This is a genomic window from Streptomyces sp. NPDC044064, assembly GCF_056434245.1.
In genome coordinates this window covers 12,222-27,588 of sequence record NZ_JBWKFN010000010.1, presented here as the reverse complement: position 1 = coordinate 27,588, position 15,367 = coordinate 12,222, and the positions used below count along the sequence as shown (strand labels likewise).

At 73.0% G+C, this 15,367-nt stretch carries 11 protein-coding genes; 5 read left to right on the top strand and 6 right to left on the bottom strand.

Features of this window, described 5'->3' with window-relative positions; translation table 11 throughout:
• Positions 1–179: 179 nt before the first annotated feature.
• The gene (locus tag AC07DS_RS17715) at positions 180–1,382 is read right to left on the bottom strand and encodes an LCP family protein (protein WP_479146321.1); all 1,203 of its coding nucleotides are present in this window, start codon (positions 1,380–1,382) and stop codon (positions 180–182) included.
• 176 nt (positions 1,383–1,558) lie between these two features.
• Positions 1,559–2,314, bottom strand: coding sequence for a TIGR03089 family protein (locus tag AC07DS_RS17710; RefSeq protein ID WP_479146319.1), 756 nt, complete (start codon positions 2,312–2,314; stop codon positions 1,559–1,561).
• Between the two features lie 111 nt (positions 2,315–2,425).
• Here AC07DS_RS17710 and AC07DS_RS17705 point away from each other — a divergent pair, with 111 nt between their 5' ends.
• Complete coding sequence (locus AC07DS_RS17705) at positions 2,426–3,826, top strand: peptidoglycan recognition protein family protein (protein ID WP_479146317.1); 1,401 nt, start codon at positions 2,426–2,428, stop codon at positions 3,824–3,826.
• 198 nt (positions 3,827–4,024) lie between these two features.
• Positions 4,025–5,107 (top strand): mannose-1-phosphate guanylyltransferase, encoded by a 1,083-nt coding sequence (gene manB, locus AC07DS_RS17700; RefSeq protein WP_479146315.1) that lies wholly within the window; start codon positions 4,025–4,027, stop codon positions 5,105–5,107.
• A gap of 53 nt (positions 5,108–5,160) precedes the next feature.
• On the opposite strand, the gene AC07DS_RS17695 is transcribed toward manB, so the two are convergent.
• The 4 genes from AC07DS_RS17695 to AC07DS_RS17680 all read right to left on the bottom strand — a co-directional run bounded on the left by AC07DS_RS17695 (position 5,161) and on the right by AC07DS_RS17680 (position 9,167).
• Positions 5,161–6,174: a DNA-3-methyladenine glycosylase family protein gene (locus tag AC07DS_RS17695; RefSeq protein ID WP_479146313.1), complete on the bottom strand. Its 1,014-nt coding sequence runs from the start codon at positions 6,172–6,174 to the stop codon at positions 5,161–5,163.
• Between the two features lie 89 nt (positions 6,175–6,263).
• Positions 6,264–7,571 carry a coenzyme F420-0:L-glutamate ligase gene (locus AC07DS_RS17690; protein WP_479146311.1) on the bottom strand — a complete coding sequence of 436 codons (1,308 nt, stop codon included), beginning with the start codon at positions 7,569–7,571 and terminating at the stop codon, positions 6,264–6,266.
• Complete coding sequence (cofD, locus tag AC07DS_RS17685; protein ID WP_479146309.1) at positions 7,568–8,527, bottom strand: 2-phospho-L-lactate transferase; 960 nt, start codon at positions 8,525–8,527, stop codon at positions 7,568–7,570. The genes AC07DS_RS17690 and cofD overlap by 4 nt, the downstream gene beginning before the upstream one ends.
• A 136-nt stretch (positions 8,528–8,663) precedes the next feature.
• Entirely contained in the window at positions 8,664–9,167 is a 504-nt protein-coding gene (locus tag AC07DS_RS17680; protein WP_479146307.1) for a cysteine dioxygenase, read from the bottom strand.
• Positions 9,168–9,798: 631 nt separating this feature from the next.
• On the opposite strand from AC07DS_RS17680, the gene AC07DS_RS17675 reads away from it, so the two are divergent.
• The 3 genes from AC07DS_RS17675 (at position 9,799) to AC07DS_RS17665 (ending at position 15,362) form a co-directional block, all read left to right on the top strand.
• Complete coding sequence (locus tag AC07DS_RS17675) at positions 9,799–10,062, top strand: WhiB family transcriptional regulator (RefSeq protein ID WP_010986447.1); 264 nt, start codon at positions 9,799–9,801, stop codon at positions 10,060–10,062.
• Positions 10,063–10,233: 171 nt separating this feature from the next.
• Positions 10,234–13,857, top strand: coding sequence for a glycosyltransferase family 2 protein (locus AC07DS_RS17670; RefSeq protein WP_479146305.1), 3,624 nt, complete (start codon positions 10,234–10,236; stop codon positions 13,855–13,857).
• Positions 13,854–15,362: a DUF5719 family protein gene (locus AC07DS_RS17665; RefSeq protein ID WP_479146303.1), complete on the top strand. Its 1,509-nt coding sequence runs from the start codon at positions 13,854–13,856 to the stop codon at positions 15,360–15,362. The genes AC07DS_RS17670 and AC07DS_RS17665 overlap by 4 nt, the downstream gene beginning before the upstream one ends.
• Positions 15,363–15,367 lie beyond the last annotated feature (5 nt).

Sequence of the window (15,367 nt, the reverse complement as noted above, 5' to 3'; positions counted from 1 at the left end):
CTCGGGTCTCGGTGAATCGGTGCACGACCCCAGGGCTGACCTCGCGGGGGGTGCACCGGATCGCTCACACTATCCGCCCAGTTCAGCGTCAAGCGACGCCGGTGACAAATTCCACCTTCCTACAACTGGGCAATCCACCCCATATTTCTGGACTGAAGTTCGTCGCCTTGATGCACGCCTTACTCGCAGGTGTGCTCGGCCGCCGTGTTCCCGCGGAACGTCGGAGCGGCGGAGGGGTTGTTCCCGGGACTCGCCCCGGGGGTCTCCCTGAGAACTTCCTGAGAATCCGACCGTGCCACCACCACCGGCTGGTCCGCCCGCAGCCGCGCGAACAGCTTCTCGGCCTCCGGCTCCACGAGTTGGTCACGATTGGAGTCGTAGACGTACGACTCGCGCGGAACCGTCAGGAACTGCACATGTTCCGCGGGGATGTCCCGCAGTCCGCGCACCAACTGGTACAAACCGCGCAGACTTGCCAGTTCCGGATCCGTGGTGAGCGAGGAAGTGGCCGCGTCCAGCACCGGATACAGCTTCACGGGGTTCAGCAGGACGTCGTTGCTCTGCACCTTGTTGACGAGCGCACCGAGGAACCGCTGCTGCCGCTCCATCCGCTCGGTGTCGCTGCCGTCGCCGATCGACTTGCGGGCCCGCACGTACCCGAGCGCCTGCTCCCCGTCGAGGGTCACCCGGCCCGCGGGGAGCTTCAGCCTGGCCGCTTTGTCGTCGATGGGCTCCTTCAGGCAGACCTGGACCCCGTCGACGGCGTCGACCATCTCCTTGAACCCGCTGAAGTCGACCACCACGTGATGGTCGATCCGGATGTCCGTCAGCTTCTCGACGGTACGGATGGTGCAGGCCGAACCGCCCACCTGGAAGGCGTGGTTGAACATCGCGAACGCCGGCTCGCTGCGGCTGCCGTCCGCCCGCAGACAGCCGGGGATGTCCACCATCAGGTCCCGGGGCAGCGAGACGGCGGTGGCGCTGCGCCGGTCGGCGGCCAGATGCAGCAGGATCGTGGTGTCCGACCGCTCGCTGCCCAGGTCCCGCCCGTACTGCCCGTTCCCGTCCCCGGCCCGGGTGTCGGACCCGATCAGCAGGATGTTCTGCGCGCCCCGCACCAGCGCGGTGGGCCGCTCCCGCTCGTAGCGGGCGAGTTCCGCGGCGGCCGCGTCGTCCGGGGTGATGTTGGCGCTGAGCTTGGCGTACACGGCCCACCCCGCACCGGCCGCCGCCACGACGACCACGCCCATCGCCAGCGCCGCCCCCTGGACCCACCGCCGCCGATGCCGCCGCAGGAGCCCCTCCCCGGCGGCCGAGGCCCCGAGCCCCCGACGAACGCTGTCGTTCACGGTGCGGGTCCCCTCATGGCGTACGAGCGTCATGCCTCTGCTCTTACGACGATGGCGGGGGAGAGGGGTGGGAGCCGCCCTTTGCTACTCCACATGGGTGAGGGCGGCCGAGTCGAAGGGGCGCGGGGCCGTGTCGATGTGCGGCGCCGCCGCGTGGGCGCGAACAGCCCCCCGCACCCGCGCTCGCCCGACGTCGCCCCACCCCCCTCTCAGCGGCGCAGCACGGTCACCCGCTCGCTCTCGACCCGCTTGGCGAGGGCTTCCTCGTCCAGCCGGTCGACGTTCCTGCACAGCACCACAGACCCCCCGGCGGCCAGCGGCGCGTACAGCCCCGCGCTCAACCCCTCCCAGGTGTCGTACGGAAGGGCGGACAGAAGCCTCGATCCGGGCCCTGCCAGGCCCAGCGGCACCGCGTCCGCCAGGGCCCGCTCGACGACCTCGCCCCCGCTGAACTCGGCCCCCGCGACGATCAGGGCCGCCTCCTCGGGATCCACGGGCGCGAACGGCACGAACCGGTCCCCCTGGCTCGGCACCTCCACGGCATAGTCGGCGAAGCCGTCCGGCGCCTGCGGGAAGCGCCCTCCCAGCGGCCGCAGCGCGAGAGCGATCCGCTCCCCGCGGCACGCCCGCGCCGCCTCCAGGGAGTCCGGCCCGCTGACGACGACGTCGGCGGCGGCCGGGTCCCCGGCCACATCCGCCACCGCCCCCACCGATGCACAGGCGAGCAGCCACACGGCCGTCTGCCAGTGCGCGGGCAGCAGCAGCGAGACCCGGTCGCCCGGCCCGGCGGACAGGTCGCCCTGAAGGAGATTCGCGGTCTTGGCCACCCAATTGGCGAAGGTGGCGACGGACAGTTCGACGCGTTCGCCCGTGGCGTCGTCGTAGAAGGTCACCAGGGGGCGGCCGGGATCCGCGGCGAGCGCGGAACGCAGCAGGTCGGCAGGGGTGCGATCGGTGGCATTCACCCGCGCAAGGGTACGCCGGGGCCGGCCTGCGCACCGCGCGCCGGGGCCACCGGTTCGGCGGAACGGCTCCCGACGGCCCGTCAGTTCCCTGATGGACAGATCCATATGACCATGTCCAGCATCGTGGGCATGCGTGGATTCCTCACCGCCTCCGTCGGCGCCACCTCGGTCGGTGTCACGTGCGCGGCCGCCCTCGCACTGCCGCCGGCCCTGCCCGCGACCGCCGTGCCCGCACGGGCGGAGCGGGCGGCCGCCACGGGCCGGGTGGGGGAGACCGCGGTCCCGGGCAGCACCCGGTCGCTGCCCCTCGTTCCCCTCTCCGGCGACCGCGATCCCGGCGCGGCCCCGGAGCAGGGCCTGTACCGCGCAGGCGTACGGCACTTCTCGCTGGTCGGCCTGGTCTGGGACGACCCCGACGTCGAACTGCACGGCCGGGTCCAGGTGCGTACCCGGTCCACCGCGTCCCGGGCGTGGTCCGGCTGGCAGGACGTCGAGACGCACAACGAGGAGCACGGCGCCGACCCGGGCACGGCGGAACGGTCCTCGGGCCGGGTGCGCGGGGCCACCGCGCCGCTGTGGGTGGGCGACTCGGACGGTGTGGACGTACGGGTGCGCGCGGAGCCGGCCCCGGCGACCGGAGACCGGGGCGGCCCCGCCGGCGACCAGGACCGGTCGCTGCCGGCCGGGCTGCACGTCGAACTCGTCGACCCCGGGGCCGAGGCACCGCCCCAGGGCCCGCCGGCGGACGTGCCCCGCACCGGCACCCACACGGACACGACGGTCGCCGCCTACGCGGCCAACACCGACCTCGTGCCCTACGGCGCCCTGGAGATCCCCCAGCTCGGCCGACGGGACACCGAGCTGGAACTGGCCCGCCTGAACGGAGGTGTTCCGCGCGCGAAGCCGTACATCGGGCCACGGCCGCCGATCGTGACGCGGCGCGGCTGGGGCGCGGACGAGTCACTGCGCGAGAGCGGATTCCTCTACACGAAGACGGTCAAGGCTGCCTTCGTGCACCACACCGCCTCGGGCAACAACTACACCTGCTCCCAGGCCCCCTCCGTCATCCGCGGTATCTACCGCTACCACGTCAAGAGCATGGGCTGGCGGGACATCGGCTACAACTTCGTCGTCGACAAGTGCGGAAGCATCTACGAGGGCCGGGCCGGAGGCGTGGCGAAGGCGGTGCTGGGTGCCCACACCCTCGGGTTCAACAGCAACAGCATGGGCATCGCCGTGATCGGCACATACAGCTCCACCCAGCCGTCCACCGCCGCGGTGACGGCCGTCGCCAGGCTCACCGCCTGGAAGCTCGGGCTCTTCGGGGCCGATCCGGGCGGAAAGACATACCTGACGTCGGGCGGTGGCAATCTCTACCCAAAGGGGAAGAACGTACGACTGAACGTGATCTCCGGCCATCGGGACGGGTTCGCCACCGAGTGTCCGGGCAAGCGGCTCTACGCCAAGCTCGGCACGGCCCGTTCCAGCGCGGCGCGGTATCAGGGGCGCTGACGGCACGGGGGCGCGCGTTCACCGCCGTCAGGGGGACGGGCGGGGAGGCTCGCGGACGGCGGGGGTCGGTTGGGGGAAACCGGACGCCGATCTCGCGGGACACCGCGCGGCCAACGAGGGCACCGTCGCACGGTCTGCATACACTGGCCGGCCGAAACGAGTCGTTCGGCCGGTCCCGGCAGGAAGCAGAGACGACAGGTGACAGAAGCGATCCTCCTGGTCGGCGGCAAAGGCACCCGGCTGCGTCCGCTCACGGTGCACACACCGAAGCCCATGGTCCCGGCGGCCGGGGTGCCGTTCCTCACGCACCAGCTGGCGCGGGCGAGAGCGGCGGGCGTGGAACACATCGTCCTCGCGACGAGCTATCTCGCCGAGGTCTTCGAGCCCCACTTCGGTGACGGTGCCTCCCTCGGGCTGCACATCGAGTACGTCACCGAGGAGGAGCCGCTCGGCACGGGCGGCGCCATCCGCAACGTGGCCTCGCGTCTGCACTCAGGCCCCGACGACCCGGTGCTGATCTTCAACGGGGACATCCTGACCGGCCTGGACATCAGGCGGCTCGTGCACACCCACGAGTCGACGGGCGCGGACGTCTCCCTGCACCTCACCAAGGTGACCGACCCACGCGCCTACGGCCTGGTCCCCACCGACGACACCGGCCGCGTCCTCGCCTTCCTGGAGAAGCCGCAGACACCCGAGGAGATCGTCACCGACCAGATCAACGCGGGCGCGTACGTCTTCCGCCGCTCGGTCATCGACACCATCCCGGCGGGCCGCCCCGTATCCGTGGAACGCGAGACCTTCCCGGACCTCCTCTCCGCCGGGGCCCACCTCCAGGGCATGGTCGACTCCACGTACTGGCTCGACCTGGGCACCCCCGCCGCCTTCGTCCGCGGCTCCGCGGACCTCGTCCTCGGCCGGGCCCCGTCCCCCGCCGTCCCCGGCCGCTGCGGCGACCGGCTGATCCTGCCCACGGCCACGGTCGCCCCGGACGCGAAGCTGACGGGCGGCACGGTGGTCGGCGAGGGCGCGTTCGTGGCGAACGGCGCGCGGGTCTTCGGCTCGACGATCCTCCCCGGCGCCGTCATCGAACCCGGCGCCGTCGTCACCGACTCCCTCATCGGCGCCCGGGCCCGAGTGGGCGAACGCTCCGTCCTCACCGGCACGGTCATCGGCGACGGCGCGGTGGTCGGCCCCGACAACGAACTCCGCGAGGGCGTACGCGTGTGGTGCGACGCCCGCATCCCGGCGGGAGCGCTCCGCTTCTCCTCGGATCAGTAGCCTGCGGGTGGGCAGGGGGCACGGCCCATGGGGGCTGCGCCCCCGTCGGCCGCTCACAGCAGACCGATGTCCACCCGAGGCATCTTCGGCGCCCTGCGCGCAGGTACCTGACCGCTCAGCAGGATCAGCCGGGCCGCCCGATGCCGCTGCCCGGCATACGGCTCCAGCAGGCGCAGCATCTCCGCGTCGTCGGCATCCCGGTCCCCGGCCAACGCCCACCCCACGATCCCCGGCAGGTGCAGGTCCCCGACCGTCACCGCGTCAGCCGCCCCGTGACTGCGCTGCACGACCTCCGCCGACGTCCACGGCCCGATCCCCGGCACGACCTCCAACCGCGCCTGAGCCTCCTCCGCCGACATCCCCACCGCCTGCTCCAGCCGCGCGGCAACCCGCACGGCGCGCAGGATCGTCGAGGCCCGCTTGTCGTCGACCCCGGCCCGGTGCCACTCCCAGGACGGAATCAGCGCCCAGGTGCGAGGCGCCGGCGTCACCCACATCGGCCGCTCGCTCACCCCCGCGGGCCCGGGCGCCCGCTCCCCGAACCTGCGCACCAGCAACCGCCACGCCCGATACGCCTCATCGGTCGTGACCTTCTGCTCCAGCACCGACGGAATCAACGACTCCAGCACCAGCCCGGTCCGCGTCAGCCGCAGCCCCGGCCGCCGGTGCCGTGCCAGCGCCACGACCCGGTGCCGCGGCACGAACGCGTCCGGATCGTCGGCGGCACCGAGCAGCTCCGGCACCTGCTCCAGCAGCCACTCGGCACCCGGTCCCCACGCCTCCGCGCGCACCTCACCGCCGTGGACGTACACCCGCAGCGTCCCGGGTCCGGCGGGCGTACGGCAGGCCCGCCACACGGACCCGTCCCGCGTCGTCCGGAAGGTCGGGTCGGCCGGCCCGCGCCGCAGCGGTCCCAGCACCAGCCCGAGATCGAGCGGCGCTTCCGGCACCCAGCTGCGCACCCGCGCAGCGGCCCCCGCGCCCTGCCGGGGCACCCCGGCGGGCACGGCGACCTCCCCACCGCGCACGGTGGTACGGGTGGGCCGCGGAGCGAATCGTCCTGACACGAATGAGTCCTACGGGTCCTGAGGGTGCCGGCGGCGCCGGGTCTGCCGTCCTACGAGACTAGGCGAGAGCGGGCGGTCGTACGGGACCCTCACCGCACCTCGATGAACGCCGCCGCGTCCCGCTCGGGCCGCGGCCTCGGCTCCTCCGCCGGATTCCCGATCGCCACCGCCCCCATCGGATCCCAGTCCCCCGGCAGCCCCAGCACCTTGCGCACCACGTCCCGGCAGAACATCGTCGAGGACACCCACGCCGACCCCAGCCGCTCCCCGGCCAGTGCCACCAGGAAGTTCTGCACGCCCGCGCCGGCCGCGACCACGAACATCTCCCGCTCGGCGCCGTCCCGCCGCGGGTCCCCGTAGGTGTGCGAGCCGTTCATGACGAGGCAGGGCACGGCCAGATACGGCGCGTGCCGCAGCACGTCCCCACGCCGGACCCGCTTGGCGATGGACTCCTCGCTCTTGCCGTCCCGGCGCAGATCCGCGATCCAGGCGTCGCGCATCGCGTCGAGCAGCCGTACCCGCGACTCCTCCGACTCCAGCAGCACGAACCGCCAGGGTGTGGTGTGGTGCGGCGCGGGCGCGGTCACCGCCGCGGCCACCGCACGCCGGACCGCGCCCGGGTCCACGGGGGCGTCGGTGAAGGCCCGCACGGTACGGCGCTGGGCCACCGCCTCGCGCACGGCCTCGGACGTGCCGAGCCGGAACATGTCGTCCTGCGCGCTACGCACCAGCGCCCGCGCCCCCTCGCCGTGCTCGTCGGCCACGGCATGGGCCAGCCCGCGCACCACGGCGACCGGCCGTCCCGCCGCCTTGCCCTTGACCAGGTCACCGGCGGCGGCCAGTTCGTCCGCGGTGGCGACGACGGTGGCGCTGAGCGGATTGCCGTACGCGTCCGTGCCTCCGCGCAGATCGTCCAGCACGCGCACCCCGGCGGCGCCGATCGCGACGTCCGTGAGCCCCGAGCGCCAGGGCCGTCCGAAGGTGTCGGTGACGATCACCCCGACGTCGACGCCGAGGGTGTCGCGCAGCCCGTCGCGGATCGCGCGCGCGGAGGCGTCCGGGTCCTCGGGCAGCAACAGCACGGTCCCGGCCGGGGTGTTGGAGGCGTCGACCCCGGCGGCGGCCATGACCAGGCCCTGCCGGTTCTCGACGATGCGCAGTGTGCCGCGCCGGGCCACCACCCGCACGGTCTCGGCGTCGATCGCGGCCTCCCGGTCGGCCGCCTCGACGATCCGTCCCTCGGCCTTGGACACGATCTTGGACGTCACGAGCAGCACGTCCCCGTCGGCCAGGCCGGGTTCGGTCGCGGCGATCAGCTTGGCGAGATCGTCGCCCTGCTGCACCTCGGGGATGCCGGGCAGCGCCCAGACCCGGTACTCCGCGCGCTCCTCGCTCACGCTCCCCGTACCTCCTCGGCGAGCGCCAGCGCCTCCCGCGCCATCTGCGCGGTCGTGTCCAGATCGGTCATCATCAGCGGTACGGCCCTGCAGCGGATCCCGTCCGCCTCGACCCGCTCGACCACGCCCGCGTCGACGGTGTCGACCAGCCAGCCGTCCAGCAGCCCGGAGCCGTAGTGCTCGGCGACCGCCGCCGCCGTGGACTCCACGCCCACCGCGGCGAGCACCTTGTCGGCCATCCCGCGCACGGGCGCGTCACCGACGATGGGGGAGAGGCCCACGACCGGCACGCCCGCGTCGGCGATCGCCTCCCGGATGCCGGGCACGGCGAGGATCGTGCCGATGGACACGACCGGGTTGGACGGCGGGAAGAGGATGACGTCCGCCTCGGCGATGGCCTCCAGGACGCCGGGCGCGGGCTTGGCCTGCTCGGCGCCGACCGGCACGACCGCCTCGGCCGGGACCGAGGCGCGCAGCCGCACCCAGTACTCCTGGAAGTGGATCGCCCTGCGCTCGCCGTCCGTCTCGACCGCCACGTGCGTCTCCACGCGGTCGTCGGTCATCGGGATCAGCCGTACGCCCGGCTTCCAGCGGTCGCACAGCGCCTCGGTGACCGCGCTCAGCGGAAAGCCGGCGCCCAGCATCTGGGTCCGCACGATGTGTGTGGCGAAATCCCGGTCGCCGAGCCCGAACCAGTCCGGGCCGACGCCGTAGGCCGCCAGTTCTTCCTTGAGGTGGAAGGTCTCGTCGGTCCGCCCCCAGCCCTGTTCCTCGTTGATGCCGCCGCCCAGCGTGTACATCACCGTGTCGAGGTCCGGGCAGACCTTCAGACCGAAGAGGTGGATGTCGTCACCGGTGTTGCCGATCACCGTGATGTCCGCGTTCGGCACGGCCTGCTTCAGACCGCGCAGGAACCGGGCACCACCGATGCCGCCTGCCAGAACCACAATGCGCATGGGGCCCAGTCTGGCAGGCGGGTACGACAACGCGTCAGGTGGTCAATCGGCCAGACGATCATTCGGCCGGGCGGGCGATCGGCCGGATGGTCCATCGGCCGGACCGTCGGCCGGTGATCTGCCGCGCGTCGATCGCTCAGGCGGTCACCGGGCGCGGCTCGGTGCGCGCCTCGCAGTGCTGCGTGTGCATCGGCATCTCGGTCAGGCCCGGGTAGTAGACGTGCAGGCTCACCGCCGGCTCCAGCGCGTCGTTCACCACCTCGTGCACGTACCCGGGCGCGAACACCCGCTGAGTGCCGGGCTTCAGCGCGCGCGTGGTGCGCTCGGTCCGCTCGGTCAGCGTGCCCTCCAGAACGGTGAGGACACCGGAGGAGCGGCCGTGGTCGTGCAGTCCGCTGCCCTGCCCGGGCACCCAGGACAGCAGCCACACCTCGTAGCCGGGACCCGTGCGCAGCCGGTGGTACCAGCGGGTGGTGGCGTCGTAGCGGACGAGGTGCGCCCACTGGGAGCGGTCGGCGGCGATCTCGCGGGCGAGGCCCGCGAACTCGGCGACGGTGGCCGGGTGCTCGCGCGGCGGCTGGAGCAGGTGCGGGACTTCGAGGATGTCGCCGGCGATCTGGAGGTCGCTGTCGCTGTTCATAGGGATGCTGTGATTCCTCGGCGGAAGAGCGGAAGAGCGGGTGCCCTGAACGGGGGGTTCTGCGAAGGAGAAAACGGCCGGGTCACAGGACTCGGCGACAGCCGGAGCGCGTCGGGCTCAACAGCTGGGACAGCAACAACAGCTACAGCGGACCCGGGCAGCACCGAAGGACCCGGCGGTGCGGGTCGAGGTGAGTGCCAAGTTCGCGAGCATGCCCCCTAGGACAGCGGTTCACACCCGCACTGTCAACTCGGCGCCCGGGATGTGGGACACGTTTCACCTCATCCGGTTCATCCGTCAGGTGAAAGGTTTGTTCACCCGGCCCCGAGGACACATGGCGCACAACCGACCGCTCCAGTCTCGCGGAACTCGATCGAACGCGAGGGCGTCCTTCTTCGTACAGAGGTTTGTACGGGGTCCGCCGCCCCTCTGGGCCTCGCTTGCGTGGCAAGGTTTATGCCGATTTGAACACTTTCCGCACGGCCTTGGTTCCGCAGAGTGAATAACGGGCTCAATAGCAGATCTCGGCTTGACTCGCCCGGAGCAGCACACTTGTAATTTCACTCGTGTCGTTCAGCCGAAATCGGTAACGGCTACACACGGGGACGCGAAAGACAGACGAGGGGCGCACATGACCGAGCTGGTGCAGCAACTGCTGGTCGACGACGCGGACGAGGAACTCGGCTGGCAGGAGCGCGCGCTGTGCGCCCAGACCGACCCCGAGTCCTTCTTCCCCGAGAAGGGCGGCTCCACCAGAGAGGCGAAGAAGGTCTGCCTCGCCTGCGAGGTGCGCTCCGAATGTCTTGAGTACGCCCTCGCCAACGACGAGCGCTTCGGCATCTGGGGCGGCCTGTCCGAGCGTGAGCGCCGCCGCCTGAAGAAGGCCGCCATCTGAAGGCGCGAACGCACACAAACTGGACTAACGGCCCGTTGCCCGAGGGTTATCCACAGGCGGCGGGCCGTCGTCATGGCCAGCCGATAGTGTGGGCGCTCGTCCGAGACGCCCCGCTGCCCCCCGTGGGCACAGGCGTCCACCGCAGTCCATCGAACCGGGGCCCGTACCTCGATGTCCGTGCACAGCCATACGGCAGCCCAAGAGCAGGCCGCCACTCCTGAGTTCCCGCGTCATGTGGTGACCGCGGTCCTCGTCTCCCACGACGGCGCCCGCTGGCTGCCCGACGCGCTCGCCGGGCTGCTCGGCCAGGAGCGCCCCGTCCAGTACGCGGTGGCGGCCGACACCGGCAGCGCGGACTCCTCCGCCCAGCTGGTCACCGAGGCCCTCGGCGACGACCGCGTGGTGCACCTCGCCCGGCGCACCGGCTTCGGCCAGGCCGTCGAGGAGGCGTGCCGCACCGTCCCCGTCCTCGGCCCGGACGAGCTGTCGTACCTCAAGCGCCCCAGTGGCTGGGACCCGGTCACCCGCTCGTGGCGCGACGACGCCTACGACATGCCCGAACTGCCGCACGGCGAGCCCGTCCAGTGGCTGTGGCTGCTGCACGACGACTGCGCACCCGAACCCGACGCCCTCGCCCAGCTGCTCCGCGTCGTCGAGAACGAGATCGAACTGGGCCGCGACGACGTGGCGGTCGTCGGCCCCAAGCTGCGCGGCTGGTACGACCGCAGGCAACTGCTGGAGGTCGGCGTCTCCATCGCCAACTCCGGCCGCCGCTGGACCGGTCTGGACCGCCGCGAACAGGACCAGGGCCAGCACGACCACGTCCGCACCGTGCTGTCCGTCTCCACCGCCGGCATGCTCGTCCGCCGCGACGTCTTCGAACAGCTCGGCGGGTTCGACCGCCGGCTGCCCCTGATGCGCGACGACGTCGACCTGTGCTGGCGCGCCCACCGGGCCGGCCACCGCGTCCTCATCGCCCCCGAGGCGGTCGTACGGCACGCCGAGGCGGCCTCCCGCGAGCGCCGTACCGTCGACTGTGTGGGCCGCACCGCCGCCTCCCCGCACAAGGTCGACAAGGCCGGCGCCGTCTACACGCTCCTCGTCAACAACCGCGCCGCCGTGCTGCCCTGGGTGCTGCTGCGACTCGTCCTCGGCACCCTGCTGCGGACCGTCGCCTACCTCGTCGGCAAGGTCCCGGGACAGGCCGTCGACGAGATCCGCGGTCTGCTCGGCACCCTGCTGCGGCCCGAGCGGATCCTCGCCGGACGGCGCCGCCGCGGACCCTCCCAGATCGACAAGGGCGAACTGCGCCAGCTCTTCCCGCCGCCCGGCGCCACCGTCCGCGCCACCGTGGAACAGATCGCCGGCAACTTCTCCGGCGGCTCCGACACCGACACCGCCTCGGCCGGCCGGCACGGCGGCGCCGTGGAGTCGGGTCCTGGCGGCGACGACGCCGAATTCCTGGAGATCGAGCAGTTCGCCCGGCTCAAGCGGATCGCCCGCAAGCCCGGCCCGGTGCTCTTCCTGGCCCTGCTCCTGGTCTCCCTCGCCGCCTGCCGTGCCCTGCTCGGCGGCGGCGCGCTCGCGGGCGGCGCCCTGCTGCCCGCCCCGGCCGACGCCGGCGACCTCTGGTCCCGCTTCGCGGACAGCTGGCACCCGGTCGGCGCCGGCGGCACCCCGTCCGCACCGCCCTACCTCGCCGTCGTGGCGGCGCTCGCGTCGCTCCTGTTCGGCTCCGCCGGACTCGCGGTCACCGTCCTGCTGATCTGCTCGGTGCCGCTGGCCGGCCTCACCGCCTACTTCGCCTCCCGGCCCCTCGTCACCTCCCGCCTGCTGCGCGCCTGGGCGGCCGTCGCCTACGCCTTCCTGCCCGCCGCCACCGGCGCCCTGGCCGGCGGCCGCATCGGCACCGCCGTCCTCGCCGTGCTGCTGCCGCTCATCGCACGCGCGGGCATCGCCGCGAGCGGCCTCGCCCATGCCTCCGGCGCGCGCGGCAGCTGGCGGGCCACCTGGGCGTACGCGCTGCTGCTGACGGTCACCACCGCGTTCACGCCGATCGTCTGGCCCATCGCCCTGTTCCTCGGCCTCGGCGTGCTGGTCGTGCGCCGCGGCGACCTCGTCGCCCACGGCCTGCGCTTCGTCGCCCAGCTCGGCACCCCGCTGCTGGTCCTCGCCCCCTGGTCGCTCACCCTGCTCCCGACGGGCTTCTTCAAGGAGGCGGGCCTGGAGTACGGCTCCTCGTCCGCCACCGCTCTCGACCTGCTCGGCGCGAGCCCCGGCGGCCCCGGCACCGTCCACGGCCTGATGCTCATCGGCATCGTCCTCGCCGCCCTGGCCGCACTCCTGCGCTCCGAACGCCAGTTGGGCATCCGGACCGCCTGGGCGGTCGCCCTGGTCGGCCTCGTCTTCGCCGTCCTGTCCAACCACTCCACCTGGGCCGGACCCGCCACCCTCGTCTACGGCATCGCCCTGCTGGCCGCCGCCGCGCTCGGCGCCGACGGGGCACGCGCGCGCGTGGCCGAGCAGAGCTTCGGCTGGCGCCAGCCGGTCGCCGCCCTCATCGCCTTCGCCTCGGCCGCGGGCCCGCTCCTGGTCGCCTCCGGCTGGATGATCCGCGGCGCCGACGGCCCGCTGGAGCGCCGCGACCCGGTGCAGGTCCCCGCGTTCGTCGCCGAGGACGCCACCACCGACGACCAGGCCCGCACCCTGATCCTCGACAGCGACTCCACCGCGCGCGTGCGCTACACCCTCGTCCGCGGCTCCGGCGCCCGCCTGGGCGACGCCGAACTCGCCGCCGCCGACGGCGAGAACACCAAGCTCGACAAGGTCGTCGCCAACCTCGTCGCCGGCTCCGGCGCCGACCAGGCGGGCCAGCTCGGCGGCTTCGCGGTCCGCTACGTCCTCGTCCACAAGGGCGCACCCCGCGAGGTCACCCGCGTCCTGGACGCCACGCACGGCCTGAGCAGGCTCAGCCAGCAGAACGGCAGCGCCCTGTGGCGGGTCGACCAGCAGGTCTCCCGCGCCACCATCGTGTCCGCGGGCGGCTCCGGCGCCGCCCAGCCGGTCGCCGCCGGGCCGGTGGACATCCACACCACCGTCCCCTCGGGCTCGGGCAGCCGCGTCCTGCGCCTGGCCGACGCCGCGTCCGACGGCTGGACGGCCACCCTGGACGGCAGGCCGCTCACCCGCACCACGGTCGACGGCTGGGCCCAGGGCTTCCAGCTGCCCTCCACCGGCGGCAGGCTCGACGTCACCTACGACGCCCCGGTCACCCACACCGCCTGGCTGTGGACCCAGGGCGCGCTCGCCGTCGTCCTCGTCGTCCTCGCCCTGCCCGGCCGCCGCCGAGACATCGACGACGACCTCCCCGAGGAGCAGCCGCTGCCCGCCCAGGCCGCCACGGGCGAGGGCCGCCGCGCCCGCCGCCTGCGCGCCCAGGCCGAGGAAGCGGCCGACCAGGAACAGCCCGGCGTGCCTCCCGTCCCGGAGGAGGCCCCGGCCGCCGTCCCGCACCAGCAGGAGTACGCCGACTGGGACGCCGCGGCCTACCAGGGCGCCGAGTACACCGGCTACGGCACCGACCAGTACCAGGGCGCGGGCCAGTACCCGGCCGGCGGCTACGACCAGCAGGCGTACCAGCCCGACCCCTACCAGAACGGCCAGTACGACCCCTACGCCTACGGCGGTACGGACGGGCAGATGCCGTACGACCCGACGGCGTACCAGCAGGGCTACGACCAGGCCCAGCACCCCTACGGCACCGGCAGCGAGCGCCCCGACGGGAGCCAGCAGTGAACCGCACGACCCTGTCCCTGATCGCCGGCACGACCGCACTGGCCGCCGTCACCGCCTTCGCCGCGCTCGACTCACCGTCCGCGTCCGGCGCGAGCACCGCCAAGGCGGCCGCCGAACTGCCCGTGGAGCGCGCCGGCCTGGTGTGCCCCGCGCCCAGCCTCTCCGACATCGCCGACACGTCGTACACGTCGTTCACACCCGTCACCAAGGGCGCGGCGAGCGGCGGCAAGGCCGAACTCCAGGCGGCCACCGAGCAGTCGGCGGACGGCACGAGCGGCACCAAGACCGGCAAGGACACCAAGAAGAAGGCCGAGAAGCCGGTCCTCACCCCGAAGGAACCCGGCACACCGGTCACCGGTGACACCTCCGGCGCCGACGCGCCCGCGCTGATCGGCACCGCCGACGGGAAGTTCGCGCCGGGCTGGACCGTCCAGGAGACCACCGAGGTCGCCGCGGGCACCGGCCGCGGCCTCCAGGGCGTCAACTGCACCGCCCCGGACACCGAGTTCTGGTTCCCGGGCGCCAGCACGACCACCGACCGCACCGACTACGTGCACCTCACCAACCCGGACGACTCCGCCGCGGTCGTCGACATCGAGCTGTACGGCAAGGGCGGTGCGATCAAGTCCACGGTGCCGGACGGCTTCACGATCCCCCCGCACTCGAGCAAGCCCATCCTCCTGTCCACCCTCACCGACGAGCAGCAGACCGATCTGACGGTGCACGTCAACGTGCGCAGCGGCCGGGTCGGCGCGGCGGTACAGGCCCTGGACGACAAGGTGGGCGGCGACTGGCTGGCGGCGGCCGCCGACCCGGCCGGCAGCCTGGTCCTGCCCGGCATCCCGAAGGACGCCACCGACGTCCGTCTGATCGCCTTCACGCCCGGCGACGCCGACGCGGACCTGAAGGTCCGCCTGGCCTCGCCCGACGGCCTGATCACCCCGGCCGGGAACGAGACTCTGCACGTCAAGTCCGGTATGACCACCGCGGCCGACCTCGGCGACGTCACCCGCGGCGAGGCGGGCTCCCTGGTGCTGACGCCCACGGACCAGTCGGTCCCGGTGGTGGCGGCACTGCGCGTGATCCGCGGCAAGGGCGCCAAGCAGGAGACGGCGTTCATCCCCGCCACGGCCCCCGTCGGCACGCGCGCGACGTCGGCGGACAACAGCGGCAAGTCCTCGACCCTCTCGCTGACCGCGCCCACCGCGACGGTCACGGTCAAGGTCACCGCCTCGGCGGGCAGCGAGGGCGGCTCCCCGGTGACGAAGACCTACACGGTCAAGTCGGGCACCACACAGGACATTTCGGCCCCCGTCCCCTCAGGCATGAAGGGTACGTACGCCCTCACGGTGGAACCCACCTCCGACGCCCCCCTCTACGCCGCCCGAACCCTCTCGGCCACGGAATCCGGCATCCCGGGCTTCACCATCCAGACGCTTCCGAGTGACCGGGGTCTGGTGGCGGTACCGGAGGCGGACGAGGACTTGTCGGTACTGCAGAAGTAGCCGGT

Coding starts and splice junctions, on each gene's coding strand:
- AC07DS_RS17670 (WP_479146305.1), top strand. CDS start 10,234: ATGTCCGTGCACAGCCATACGGCAGCCCAAGAGCAGGCCGCCACTCCT.
- AC07DS_RS17715 (WP_479146321.1), bottom strand. CDS start 1,382: ATGACGCTCGTACGCCATGAGGGGACCCGCACCGTGAACGACAGCGTT.
- AC07DS_RS17680 (WP_479146307.1), bottom strand. CDS start 9,167: ATGAACAGCGACAGCGACCTCCAGATCGCCGGCGACATCCTCGAAGTC.
- AC07DS_RS17705 (WP_479146317.1), top strand. CDS start 2,426: ATGTCCAGCATCGTGGGCATGCGTGGATTCCTCACCGCCTCCGTCGGC.
- AC07DS_RS17675 (WP_010986447.1), top strand. CDS start 9,799: ATGACCGAGCTGGTGCAGCAACTGCTGGTCGACGACGCGGACGAGGAA.
- cofD (WP_479146309.1), bottom strand. CDS start 8,527: ATGCGCATTGTGGTTCTGGCAGGCGGCATCGGTGGTGCCCGGTTCCTG.